We start from the raw sequence: 12,758 nt of genomic DNA, 5'->3' as shown, positions 1-12,758 counted from the left end.
AAGCATGGAGTAGCAGAATGATCAGAAAGGCGCTCACCCCGCTGGCGGCTGCGTGCGCGTTGGCCATTGCCACACAGGCCTCCGCAGCCCCTTCGCCGTATTCCACCCTGGTCGTCTTCGGCGACAGCCTGAGCGATTCCGGACAGTTCGCCGACGCCGGCGGCCCGGCCGGCGCCAGCACCCGCTTCACCAACCGCGTCGGCCCGACCTACCTGGACGGCAGCGGCGAGATCTTCGGCCCCACCGCGCCGATGATCCTGGGCGGCAAGCTGGGTATCAGTGGCACCGACCTGAACCCCTCGACCTCGCTGGTCCCCGGCACCGTGGACGGCAACAACTGGGCCGTCGGCGGCTACCGCACCGACCAGATCTACGACTCGATCACCGCTGCCGGTGGATCGGTCGTCACTTCCGGTTCCACCAGCCGCACCCGTGATGGCTACCTGGTGAACAACCGCGCCGACCCGAACGCGCTGTACTACCTCACCGGCGGCGGCAACGACTTCCTCCAGCTGCGCATCACCAACGACCCCACCGCACGTGCTGCGGCCGGCCGTCTGGTGGATAGCGTGGATGCGCTGCATAACGCGGGGGCGCGCTACATCATGGTCTGGCTGCTGCCCGACCTCGGCCAGACCCCGGCCACCAACGGCACCGCGCTGGAATCCTTCGGGACCCAGCTGTCGGGCATCTTCAACGAGGAGCTGGTCAGCCAGCTGGCCGCCTCCGACGCCAACGTCATTCCGCTGAACATCCCGGCGATGTTCAAGGAAGTACTGGCCAACCCGGGCGCCTACGGCCTGGCCACCGACCAGAACCTGATCGGCACCTGCTTCAGTGGCAACAGCTGCCCCGAGAACGCGGTGTACGGCCGCCACGGCAGCAACCCCGATCCGACCAAGCTGATCTTCAACGACGGCGTGCACCCGACCATCGCCGGCCAGAGCCTGATCGCCGACTACGCCTACTCGGTGCTCTCCGCCCCATGGGAAGCGACCATGCTGCCGGAAATGGCCCTGGGCACCTACAACGCCTACCAGGACCAACTTCGCAGCCAGTGGCTGGCGGACTGGGAAAACTGGCAGGGCACCGGCCAGTGGCGCGGCTTCGTCACCGGGGGCGCACAGCACCTGGACTACGACGACCAGGACAGCGCGGCCGACGGCTCCGGCTACGGTGCCAACCTGACCCTGGGCACCAGCTACCGCCTCGATGACGCCTGGCGTGTCGGCGGCTCGCTGGGCTTCTACCGGCAGAAGCTGGAGCTGGGCTCCGACGACTCCGACTACAAGCTCAACAGTTACCTGGGCAGCCTGTTCGTGCAGTTCCAGCAGAACCGCTGGTGGGCTGACGCGTCCGTGACTGGCGGCAAGCTCGACTACGAGGACGCCAATCGGAAGTTCTCCATCATCAACCACGAGGTCGAAGAGAAGGCCGATACCGACGGCAGCCTGCTGGCGTTCAGTGGCCGCCTGGGCTACGACATCGCCCAGGGTGGCGAGAACTGGCACCTATCGCCCTTCGTCAGTGCCGACTGGGCGCGAGTGAAGGTGGACAGCTACGAAGAGGACAGCGGCCGCTCCACCGCGCTGGCCTTTGAAGAGCAGAACCGCTACTCCCGCCGCCTCGGCGTCGGCCTGCAGGGCAAGCTGGATCTGTCCCAGGACACCCAGCTGTTCGGCGAGGTCGCCGTGGAGCGCGAATACGCCGACGACACCCAGAACGTCGGGATGAACTTCACCAGCCTGCCGGACGTCGGCTTCAGCCTGCAGGGCTACACCCCGCAGAGCCACCTGCAGCGTGCCACCATCGGCTTCGCCCAGAAGCTGACCCCGGAGCTGTCGCTGCGCGGCGGCTACAGCGCGCACCGCAGCAGCGACGACCTGGCCCAGGGCATCAACCTGGCGCTGAGCCTGGACTTCTGATCGTCTGATCCGAGCGTCGCGGGGTGACGGGCGGTTGCGGCCGTCACCCCGCTTTCTTTCCAGTGCACCGCTCGCCGCGCGGCCGAAGGTCGCGGGGCCGATCGCCTTTGGGGAACTGCCCGTGCGTGGCGGGCTCCAAGCATTCGGCGAGCCTCTGCGCAAGGAGGCATCGCGGTCGTTTCCACGCTAGAATGCGCCCTGATTTTTTCCATCTTCTCCCCTGGAGTCTTCCATGTCCCGCGTTACCCTGAGCCGCTACCTGATCGAGCAGACCCGCAGTCACAACACCCCGGCCGACCTGCGTCACCTCGTGGAAGTGGTGGCCCGCGCGTGCAAGGAGATCAGCCATGCCGTGTCCAAGGGCGCGCTGGGTGGCGTGCTCGGCAGCATGGAAACCGAGAACGTGCAGGGCGAGGTGCAGAAGAAGTTGGACGTGCTGTCCAACGAAATCCTCCTGGAAGCCAATGAGTGGGCCGGCAATCTGGCCGGCATGGCGTCCGAGGAAATGGACCACCCCTACCAGATTCCGGGCAAATACCCCAAAGGCGCCTACCTGCTGGTCTTCGACCCGCTGGATGGCTCCTCCAACATCGACGTCAACGTCTCGGTCGGCACTATCTTCTCCGTGCTGCGCTGCCCGCAGGAATACCTGAGCCAGAACGACAGCCTGCGCGAGGAAGCTTTCCTCCAGCCGGGCACCACCCAGGTCGCCGCCGGCTACGCCATCTACGGCCCGCAGACCATGCTGATCCTGACCCTGGGCAACGGTGTGAAGGGCTTCACCCTGGACCGCGAGCTGGGCAGCTTCGTGATGACCCACGACAACATCACCGTGCCGACCAGCACCGCCGAATTCGCCATCAACATGTCCAACGAGCGCCACTGGGAAGCCCCGGTACAGCGCTACGTCAGCGAGCTGCTGGCCGGCAAGGAAGGCCCGCTGGGCAAGAACTACAACATGCGCTGGATCGCCTCCATGGTGGCCGACGTGCATCGCATCCTGACCCGCGGTGGCGTGTTCATGTACCCGCGTGATTCCCGCGAGCCGGAGAAGCCCGGCAAGCTGCGCCTGATGTACGAAGCCAACCCGATGTCCTTCATCATCGAACAGGCCGGCGGCGCCGCCACCAACGGTCGCCAGCGCATCCTCGACATCCAGCCCGACAGCCTGCACCAGCGCGTTGCGGTGTTCCTGGGCTCGAAGGAAGAAGTCGAGCGCGCCACCGCCTACCACCAGGAAGGCTGATGAGTACCGCGCCTTGGCAGACCCTGCTCGACTGGTGGTTCGGCACTGCGCTGGATGCCAATGAGGTCGCCGCCCAGCGCAACGCGCTGTGGTTCGGCAAGAGCGGCTGCCAGGACGTGGATTCGGAAAACCGTTTCGGCGGCCTGGTGCGCCAGGCCCTGGACGGCGGGCTGCAGGAGTGGGAGCGCGAGCCGCAGAGCTGGCTGGCGCTGATCCTGCTGCTGGACCAGCTGCCGCGCATGGTCTTCCGCGATTCTCCGCGTGCCTACGCCGGCGACGCCCGCGCCCAGCAACTGGTGCGCATGGGCCTGCAGGCCGGTTTCGACCGCCAGCTGCCGCGCATCGAGCGGGTGTTTGTCTACATCGTGCTGGAGCACGCCGAAGACCTGGCCAGCCAGAACGAGGCAGTGCGTCTGTATGAAGCCCTGCAGGGCGAATCCAGCGAGAGCGAGAAGGTGCTGTTCGCCGGCTACCTCGCCTATGCACGCAAGCATCAGGTGGTAGTCGAGCGCTTCGGACGCTTCCCTCACCGCAACGCCATTCTCGGCCGCGACTCCACGGCTGAAGAAGCTTCGTTCCTCACGGAACCTGGCTCACGTTTCTGACTCCAACCCCGCGGCCGAACCGGTCGCCCTGTGCCAAGCTTGTTGGCCTCCCCCAAAAACAATGGAGTTGTCGATGTCCTTCCGCCGCCTCGCGCTCGTCGCGTTCTGTGTCGTCCTGGCCGCTTGCAGCAAAGTGAACCAGGAGAACTATTCCAAGATCAAAACCGGCATGGCCAAGGCTGAAGTGGAAAGCCTGCTCGGCAAACCCACCGAATGCTCCGGCGCACTGGGCGTTTCCAGCTGCACCTGGGGTGACGACAAGGCCTTCATCAGCATCCAGTACGCCGGCGACAAAGTGCTGCTGTTCTCCGCCCAGGGTTTGAAGTAAGAGCACTCGGGCAGGGCAGGCGGCCAAGGAGGAGAGAATGCGTCGATACACCCCTCGATCCCTCACCTGGCTGGCCTGCCTCGCCGCTCTGAGTGGCTGCGCGGGCTCCGCCCAGCAGCCACCGCAGACCGTGCAGGTCGACTTCAAGCGCTACGAGGGCACCTGGTACGAGCTGGCGCGCAAGCCGATGTTCTTCCAGCGCCACTGCGCGCAATCCGAAGCTCACTACCGCCTGCAGGACGATGCCAGCGTCGCCGTGACCAACCGCTGTCTGACCACCGATGGGCAGTGGGACCAGGCCACCGGCCGCGCCGAGGCGCAGGTGCCGGGCCGTACCGACAAGCTCTGGGTGCGCTTCGACAACACCTTCTCGCGGATCTTCCCTGGCCTCGCCAAGGGTGATTATTGGGTGCTCTATGTCGACGACGACTACCAGACCGCGCTGGTCGGCAACCCCAACCGCGAATACCTCTGGCTGCTCTCGCGCCAACCGGTGGTGCCGGACGCCACCCGCATGAAGCTGCTGGAGCTGGCTCACGAGCGCGGTTACCAGACCGACGACCTGATCTGGCGGGCGGGGGAGACCTCTACCGCGCCCTGACGAAAAAACGCCCCGCGGGGCGTTTTTTCATGGCCGGCCTTTCCCGAATTTCACCGGGAGCCTCGACGCAGGATGGGTGACAGGATCAGCCCAGCAGCTCGCGGAGCACGAGGGCGAAGTCGCGGGCGCTCTGTTCTTCCAGCGCATGCCGGCCCCCGCGGACGCGCCACTGCCCGGCAACCATCACGTCACGCACCTGGCGATCGCCACCAGCGAACAACCAGCGGTTGAGGATGGCGTCGCCACGGACGGTCTGCAGGTACGGGTCGCCGCCGTCCAGCACCAGCAGGTCGGCGCGCTTGCCCACCGCCAGTTCGCCGGTGGATTGGCCGAGAGCCTGGGCGCCGCCGGCCAGCGCTGCATCGAACAGGGTGCGGCCGACCATCGGCTGGTCCTGGCCGTAGAGGCGGTTGCGGCGTTGGTCGCGCAGGCGCTGGCCGTATTCCAGCCAGCGCAATTCCTCGACCACGCTGAGCGATACGTGGCTGTCCGAGCCGATGCCGAAGCGACCGTGCTGGGCGAGGTAATCCACCGCCGGGAAGATGCCGTCGCCCAGGTTCGCCTCGGTGGTCAGGCAGAGGCCGGCGACCGCGCCGCTGCGGGCCATGGCGGTCACTTCGTCGGCTTCGGCGTGGGTGGCGTGGACCAGGCACCAGCGCTCATCCACCTCGACGTTCTCGTACAGCCATTGCAATGGACGACGGCCGCTCCAGGCCAGGCAGTCGTCGACTTCCTTCTGCTGCTCGGCGATATGGATATGCACCGGGCAACCGCTGGAGTCGGCGCCCAGCACCTCGCTGATCTGCTGCGGCGTCACGGCGCGCAGGGAGTGGAAGCACAGGCCGACGCCCTGCTGCGGCCGGGTCGCCAGGTGCGCGCGCAGGCCGTCGATCAGTTTCAGGTAGTTTTCGGTGCTGTTGATGAAGCGGCGCTGGCCTTCGCTGGGCGCCTGGCCGCCGAAGCCTGCGTGGGAGTAGAGCACCGGCAGCAGGGTCAGGCCGATGCCGGCGTCCGTCGCCGCCTGGCTGACGCGCAGGGCCAGTTCCGCCGGGTTGGCGTAGGGCTTGCCGTCGACGTCATGGTGCACGTAGTGGAATTCGGCGACGCCGGTGTAACCGGCCTTGAGCATCTCGATGTACAACTGGCGGGCGATGACGCCGACCTGCTCGGGCGACAGACGGCCGACCAGGCGATACATCAGGTCACGCCAGGTCCAGAAGCTGTCGTTGGGGTTGCCGGCGACCTCCGCCAGGCCCGCCATGGCGCGCTGGAAGGCGTGCGAATGCAGGTTCGGCATGCCTGCCAGCAGCGGCCCGGCAACCTGTTCGGCGCCCACTGCACTAGCGTCCGGGGTGATCGCGGTGAACAGGCCGTCGGCATCGATCTCGAAGCGGACATTGCGCGCCCAGCCGGAGGGCAGCAGGGCGGTTTCGGCGAACAGGACGGGCATGCGCGGGGCCTCGCAGGGTTCTTGTTAAATAAGCGGGGAATTTGTATATACATATACAGACGTTTGCCGAGACCGTAAACTGCAAGGCACCCGACGGTCGTCAGAGGACTTGTATGCACCGGTCGAATCCGGTACATGCCGGAGTCAGACCAGCCGTCGCCACGACAAGGAGTTTCCCGTGCCCGCATCGTCCACGCCTACCCCGCCCGCCGAGGGTTCGTCGCTCGCCGCGCAGATGGGGGAAATTCCCGCGCCGCTGTATGCCCGTGTCAAGCAACTGATCATCCAGCAGATCCAGTCCGGCACCTGGCCGCCGCACCACCGCGTGCCGTCCGAGGCTGAGCTGGTCGAGGAACTGAGCGTCAGCCGCATGACCATCAACCGCGCGCTGCGCGAGCTGACCGCCGATGGCCTGCTGGTGCGCATGCAGGGCGTGGGCACTTTCGTCGCCGAGCCCAAGGGCCAGTCGGCGCTGTTCCAGGTGCAGAACATCGCCGAGGAAATCACCGCCCGCGGCCACAAGCATCATTGCGTGGTGGTCAGCCTGATCGAGGAACTGGCCACCGCCGAGCGCGCGCTGGCGCTGGATGTGCGCGAAGGACAGCGCATCTTCCACTCGATCATCGTGCACTACGAGAACGATATCCCGGTGCAGATCGAGGACCGCTACGTCAACGCAGCCGTGGCGCCGGACTACATGAAGCAGGATTTCACCGGGCAAACGCCGTTCGCCTACCTCACACAAGTGGCGCCGCTGAGCGAGGGCGAGCACGTGGTCGAGGCGGTGCTGCCCAGCCCAGAGGAATGCAAGCTGTTGTCCGTCGACCGCCATGAGCCGTGCCTGCTGATACGCCGGCGCACTTGGTCGGGGCGCAATACCGTCACCAGCGCGCGCCTGCTGTATCCGGGCTCGCGCTACCGCCTGGAAGGACGTTTCAGTTCATGATCGCAACCAAGTTACTGCGCGCCGCCGACTATCCGGCAATGCCCTGGAAGAACGGCGCGGGCACCACCCGCGAGATCGTCCGCGACGCCGGCGACGGCCTGGAAGGTTTCGGCTGGCGCGTGTCCATCGCCGACGTCGGTGCACCGGGCCCGTTCTCCGCGTTCACCGGCTACCAGCGCGTCATCAGCGTGCTGGAAGGCGAGGGCATGCGGCTGAAGGTGGACGGCGCCGACTCCCGCGACCTGCGCGCGCTCGATGCCTTCGCCTTCGATGGCGCGAGCGCGGTGGACTGCACACTGCTGGGCGGCGCGATCCGCGACTTCAACCTGATCTATTCGCCGGCTCGCTACCGTGCGCGCCTGCAATGGCTGAAGCTCGATGGTTCGGCGCACTTCTTCAGCAGCGCTTCGACCGTGCTGCTGTTCAGTGCCGGCGAGGGCATCCATATCAGCCTCAACGGCGTGGCCAGCGGAGTTCTGGGCCTGCATGACACATTGATCGCCGAGGGCGATGGAGCGCTGCGCGAGTGGCGGCTGACAGTGGCGGGTCGTGCGGATATCTGCGTGATCGAACTCGAAGCACGCTGAACAGAAAAGGGCGCCGGGAGGCGCCCTTTGCTTTTCCAGGATGTGTGGAGCGAAGCGATACCCATCAACCATTCCACGGTCCGCAAGAAGCGCCTTACAGGCGCTGTTCGCGGGCATGGCGTAAAACGCCATCTATCAGCCGTACAGCCGCGCGTAACCGATCCAGCGGCTCATCACCCCGTCTTCCACCCACGCCCGCGCCGCGGCGATGTCCGGGGCGAAGTAGCGGTCCTGCTCGTAGTGCGGCACCTGGCTGCGGATCAGCGTGCGCACTTCCTGCAGCTGTGGAGAACTCTGCAGCGGCGCGTGGAAGTCCACGCCTTGCGCGGCGGCGAGCAATTCGATGGCGACCACGCCGGCGCTGTTGCCGGCCATGTCCTGCAGGCGGCGGGCGGCGAAAGTGGCCATGGAGACGTGGTCTTCCTGGTTCGCCGAGGTCGGCAGGCTGTCCACCGAGGCCGGGTGGGCCCAGGTCTTGTTCTCCGAAGCCAGCGCCGCCGAGGTGACCTGGGCAATCATGAAGCCGGAGTTCAGCCCGCCTTCCTTGACCAGGAAGGCCGGCAGCCCGGACATCGCCGGGTCCACCAGCTGGGCGATGCGCCGCTCGGACAGCGCGCCGATCTCCGAGATCGCCAGCGCCAGCACATCGGAGGCCATGGCCACCGGCTCGGCGTGGAAGTTACCGCCTGACAGCACATCGCCGTCAGCGCTGAACACTAGAGGGTTGTCGGAAACGGCATTGGCCTCGCGCAGGAAAACGCCGGCAGCGAAGCGCAGGTGATCCAGGCACGCGCCCATCACCTGTGGCTGGCAGCGCAGCGAGTACGGATCCTGCACGCGCTTGCAGTCGATGTGCGAGTGGTTGATCGGGCTGTCGTGCAGCAACTCGCGGTACAGCGCAGCGACTGCGATCTGCCCCGGCTGGCCACGCACTTCCTGGATGCGCGCATCGAAGGGCACGAACGAGCCCTTCAGTGCTTCCACTGTCAGGCTGCCGGCGACCACGGCCGAGATGAACAGCTTCTCCGCCGCGAACAACCCGCGCAGGGCCAGCGCGGTGGACACCTGGGTACCGTTGATCAGCGCCAGGCCTTCCTTGGGCCCCAGCACCAGCGGTTCGGCGCCGGCGATGGCGAGGCCCTCGGTGGCTTCGAGGATGCGCCCTTCATGGCGCACCTGGCCGACGCCCAGCAGGGTCGAGGACATGTGCGCCAGCGGCGCGAGGTCGCCTGAGGCGCCCACCGAGCCTTGCGAGGGGATGCACGGGTAGACCCGCGCCTGGTACAGCTTGAGCAGTGTCTCGATCACCGGCAGGCCGACGCCGGAGAAGCCGCGCGCCAGGGAGCCGATCTTCAGCGCCATGATCAGCGCCACGCTGGCGTCGTCCAGCAGCGGGCCGGTGCCGGTGCAGTGCGAGAGGATCAGGTTGCGCTGCAGGGTGGCGAGCTGGTCCTCGGCGATGGAGGTGCGCGCCAGCAGGCCGAATCCGGTGTTGATGCCGTAGACGGTGCGCTGGTCGGCGATGATCTGGCTGACCGTCTGCGCACTGCGCAGGATGGCTTCGCGGCAATGGTCCGCGAGCTGCAGGTCGGGTTGGTGCTGGTAGATGGCGCGCAGCTGGTCGAGGTCGAACTGGCCGGGCGTCAGGAGCAGGGTTTCGGACATGTCAGCATCCTGGGTTCGGTGGAAGTGTTACCGTGGATCGTTCCTGTATATACAGGTATAGCAATCGCTATGCCATGGCGCGCAGGGCCGCGTGGTTCGACATTTCGCCTTGGCGTGCGGTGGTGCATGGAGGGAGTGAATGTCACCGCCGGTGGCATTTCCAGTCCGATGGTCGTGGGCAAATCGCGGATCGGCGGCTAAACCCAATGGGACACCGACGCGCCCGGAGACGCCCATGTCCACCCCCCGTTGCCTGTTCGCGCTGCTGCTGGCCCTGGGCCTGTGCGCGCAGACCTTCGCCGCCTGCCCCTACCCGAAGCCTGTGGTGTTCGCCGGGCTGAACTGGGAGAGCGGCATGTTCACCACCGACGTGTTGCGCTTCATCCTCGAGAAGGGCTACGGCTGTCAGACCGACGCCGTGCCGGGTAACACCGTGACCATGGAGAACGCGCTGAAGCAGAACGACATCCAGGTCACCGGCGAGCAGTGGGCCGGGCGCAGCACCGTCTGGCAGCAGGCGGAGAAGGCCGGCCAGGTGTTCTCCGTGGGTGAGACGGTGAAGGGCGCGAATGAGGGTTGGTGGGTGCCGGATTACGTGGTGCACGGCGACGCGAAGCGGGGAATCAAGGCCTCCGCGCCGGACCTGAAGTCCGTCAGCGACCTGCCCAGGTACAAGGCGCTGTTCAAGGATGACGAGGAGCCGGACAAGGGCCGCTTCTACAACTGCCCCACCGGCTGGACCTGCGAGATCGTCAACACGCAGAAGCTCAAGGCCTATGGCCTGACGGCCAGCTACGTGAACTTCCGCACCGGCGCCGGCCCTGCGCTGGATGCGGCGATCAGCTCGGCCATCGCCCAGGGCAAGCCGGTGCTCTTCTATTACTGGGCGCCGACGCCGCTGCTGGGGCGCTTCAAGCTGGTGCAGCTGGAGGAGCCGCCGTTCGACGAGGCGGCGTGGAAGACCCTGACCGATGCCAACGATCCCAACCCCAAGGGATCACGCTCGCTGCCGGCGAAGATCAGCATCGGTGTGTCCCGCGACTTCCATGACAAGGCGCCGGCGCTGGTGCAGGTGTTCGAGAAGGTCGAGCTGCCGTTGCCGCTGTTCAACGCGCTGCTGGCGGACATGGCCGAGCACCACCGAGACGTGGCGGACGTGCGGGCGAAGTTCTTCCGCGAGCACCGGGAGCTGTGGTCGACGTGGGTGACGGCCGATGCGGCGACGAGGATCGATGCGGCGTTGAAGTGAGCGGGTGCCTGGGTGAAGTTGAGGGTGCTAGGGGCTCCCTCTCCCTAACCCTCTCCCTTCAGGGAGAGGGCGGGGGAGAGGGCGCATCCGGGAGATGCTGTGCCTAAATCTCGCTCCAATGAGCTTGTCTATACAACCTGTGTCCCTTGGTAGCGAGCGGTGTTACCGAACGCAACGAAACGGTGCAGCGAAGCCTGCTTCTGGTGCAATTGTCTGAAGGACAGCGATTGCTGTCAGCCGTTATCGAAGCACTCGAATTCCGCTTTTACTCCTTATAAATCAATAGTTTGATAGGAATCTCCGGCTGCTGGGATACCCCGCCAGCCAAGGTTGGCCCTCGCTTTGCTTATACTTGTACATACAAGCATAGACATGATGGTGACGACCCCTCGACACCGTCGGACGAACCGCCAGGCCGCCCCCACGGCCAACGACCCGAGCAAAGCGAAGGAGCCCTCCGTGACCAAATTCCGCGACGTCGAAATCCGTGCCCCGCGCGGCACCCAACTGAACGCCAAGAGCTGGCTGACCGAAGCACCGCTGCGCATGCTGATGAACAACCTCGACCCGGAAGTTGCCGAGAACCCGAAGGAACTGGTGGTGTACGGCGGCATCGGCCGCGCCGCGCGCAACTGGGAGTGCTACGACAAGATCGTCGAGACCCTGAAGGAGCTGAATGAAGACGAGACCCTGCTGGTGCAATCGGGCAAGCCGGTCGGCGTCTTCAAGACCCACGCCAATGCCCCGCGCGTGTTGATCGCCAACTCCAACCTGGTGCCGCACTGGGCCAACTGGGAACACTTCAACGAGCTGGATGCCAAGGGCCTGGCGATGTACGGCCAGATGACCGCCGGCTCCTGGATCTACATCGGCAGCCAGGGCATCGTCCAGGGCACCTACGAAACCTTCGTCGAGGCCGGCCGTCAGCACTACGACGGCAACCTCAAGGGCCGCTGGGTGCTCACCGCCGGTCTCGGTGGCATGGGCGGCGCCCAGCCGCTGGCCGCGACCCTGGCCGGCGCCTGCTCGCTGAACATCGAGTGCCAGCAGAGCCGCATCGATTTCCGCCTCGCCAGCCGATACGTCGACGAACAGGCCAAGAACCTCGACGATGCCCTGGCGCGCATCGCCCAGTACACCGCCGAAGGCAAGGCCATCTCCATCGCCCTGCTGGGCAACGCTGCGGAAATCCTCCCGGAACTGCTCAAGCGCGGCGTGCGTCCGGACATGGTCACCGACCAGACTTCCGCTCACGACCCGCTCAACGGCTACCTGCCGGCCGGCTGGACCTGGGAGCAGTACCGCGACCGCGCGCAGACCGACCCGGCAGCCGTGGTGAAAGCCGCCAAGCAGTCCATGGCCGTGCACGTCAAAGCCATGCTGGAGTTCCAGAAGCAGGGCATCCCGACCTTCGACTACGGCAACAACATCCGCCAGATGGCCAAGGAAGAGGGCGTGGACAACGCCTTCGACTTCCCCGGCTTCGTCCCGGCCTACATCCGCCCGCTGTTCTGCCGTGGCGTCGGTCCGTTCCGCTGGGCCGCGCTGTCGGGCGACGCCGAGGACATCTACAAGACCGACGCCAAGGTGAAGGAGCTGATCCCGGACGACGCCCACCTGCACCGCTGGCTGGACATGGCCCGCGAGCGCATCAGCTTCCAGGGCCTGCCGGCACGCATCTGCTGGGTCGGCCTGGGTCAGCGCGCCAAGCTCGGCCTGGCGTTCAACGAAATGGTCCGCAGCGGCGAGCTGAAAGCGCCGATCGTGATCGGCCGCGACCACCTCGACTCCGGCTCGGTGTCCAGCCCGAACCGTGAAACCGAGGCCATGCAGGATGGCTCCGACGCCGTGTCCGACTGGCCGCTGCTCAATGCCCTGCTGAACACCGCCAGCGGCGCCACCTGGGTTTCGCTGCACCACGGCGGCGGTGTGGGCATGGGCTTCTCCCAGCACTCGGGCATGGTGATCGTCTGCGACGGCACCGACGAAGCGGCGGCGCGCATTGCCCGCGTGCTGACCAACGATCCAGGTACCGGCGTGATGCGCCATGCCGACGCCGGCTACCAGATCGCCATCGACTGCGCGAAGGAGCAGGGCCTGAACCTGCCGATGATCACCGGCAAGTAATCGCGTAGGGCGGATAACCTGGAACAGGT

The 12,758-nt window shown here is 66.1% G+C and carries 11 protein-coding genes; 9 read left to right on the top strand and 2 right to left on the bottom strand.

Translation table 11 applies throughout. From position 1 onward, the window contains the following. The first annotated feature begins 17 nt into the window (after nucleotides 1-17). From estP to IB256_RS12740, 5 genes are all read left to right on the top strand, one after another. Entirely contained in the window at nucleotides 18-1,925 is a 1,908-nt protein-coding gene (gene estP / locus IB256_RS12760) for an esterase EstP (protein ID WP_192293271.1), read from the top strand. A gap of 232 nt (nucleotides 1,926-2,157) precedes the next feature. Next, nucleotides 2,158-3,171 (top strand): class 1 fructose-bisphosphatase, encoded by a 1,014-nt coding sequence (locus IB256_RS12755; RefSeq protein ID WP_138213875.1) that lies wholly within the window; start codon nucleotides 2,158-2,160, stop codon nucleotides 3,169-3,171. Then, nucleotides 3,171-3,776, top strand: coding sequence for a DUF924 family protein (locus IB256_RS12750; RefSeq protein ID WP_192293269.1), 606 nt, complete (start codon nucleotides 3,171-3,173; stop codon nucleotides 3,774-3,776). Before IB256_RS12755 ends, IB256_RS12750 begins: the two co-directional genes overlap by 1 nt. Before the next feature lie 73 nt (nucleotides 3,777-3,849). Continuing rightward, nucleotides 3,850-4,104 (top strand): outer membrane protein assembly factor BamE, encoded by a 255-nt coding sequence (bamE, locus tag IB256_RS12745; RefSeq protein WP_081515360.1) that lies wholly within the window; start codon nucleotides 3,850-3,852, stop codon nucleotides 4,102-4,104. A gap of 37 nt (nucleotides 4,105-4,141) precedes the next feature. Beyond that, entirely contained in the window at nucleotides 4,142-4,705 is a 564-nt protein-coding gene (locus IB256_RS12740; protein WP_192402800.1) for a lipocalin family protein, read from the top strand. 85 nt (nucleotides 4,706-4,790) lie between these two features. Here IB256_RS12740 and IB256_RS12735 read toward each other — a convergent pair whose 3' ends face one another. Further along, nucleotides 4,791-6,155 carry a formimidoylglutamate deiminase gene (locus IB256_RS12735; RefSeq protein ID WP_192402798.1) on the bottom strand — a complete coding sequence of 455 codons (1,365 nt, stop codon included), beginning with the start codon at nucleotides 6,153-6,155 and terminating at the stop codon, nucleotides 4,791-4,793. Nucleotides 6,156-6,390: 235 nt separating this feature from the next. Between IB256_RS12735 and hutC the strand changes: the two genes are divergently transcribed. Together hutC and IB256_RS12725 are read left to right on the top strand one after the other, a co-directional pair. Then, nucleotides 6,391-7,101, top strand: a complete 711-nt coding sequence (gene hutC, locus IB256_RS12730) for a histidine utilization repressor (RefSeq protein ID WP_151188577.1) — start codon at nucleotides 6,391-6,393, stop codon at nucleotides 7,099-7,101. Then, nucleotides 7,098-7,688, top strand: coding sequence for a HutD family protein (locus IB256_RS12725; RefSeq protein WP_192293263.1), 591 nt, complete (start codon nucleotides 7,098-7,100; stop codon nucleotides 7,686-7,688). Before hutC ends, IB256_RS12725 begins: the two co-directional genes overlap by 4 nt. A 135-nt stretch (nucleotides 7,689-7,823) precedes the next feature. On the opposite strand, the gene hutH is transcribed toward IB256_RS12725, so the two are convergent. Beyond that, on the bottom strand, nucleotides 7,824-9,353 hold the full coding sequence (hutH, locus tag IB256_RS12720; protein ID WP_192293261.1) for a histidine ammonia-lyase: 1,530 nt from the start codon (nucleotides 9,351-9,353) through the stop codon (nucleotides 7,824-7,826). A 235-nt stretch (nucleotides 9,354-9,588) separates the two neighbouring features. On the opposite strand from hutH, the gene IB256_RS12715 reads away from it, so the two are divergent. Further along, complete coding sequence (locus tag IB256_RS12715) at nucleotides 9,589-10,602, top strand: ABC transporter substrate-binding protein (protein ID WP_192402796.1); 1,014 nt, start codon at nucleotides 9,589-9,591, stop codon at nucleotides 10,600-10,602. Nucleotides 10,603-11,061: 459 nt separating this feature from the next. Then, nucleotides 11,062-12,729 carry a urocanate hydratase gene (hutU, locus tag IB256_RS12710; protein WP_192293257.1) on the top strand — a complete coding sequence of 556 codons (1,668 nt, stop codon included), beginning with the start codon at nucleotides 11,062-11,064 and terminating at the stop codon, nucleotides 12,727-12,729. Nucleotides 12,730-12,758: the final 29 nt, after the last annotated feature.

Origin of the sequence: Pseudomonas sp. PDM17 (assembly GCF_014851985.1) — a bacterium.
Lineage (GTDB): Bacteria > Pseudomonadota > Gammaproteobacteria > Pseudomonadales > Pseudomonadaceae > Pseudomonas.
The sequence above is the reverse complement of the archived record's forward strand: the minus strand, read 5'-3'. Positions and strand labels throughout refer to the sequence as shown.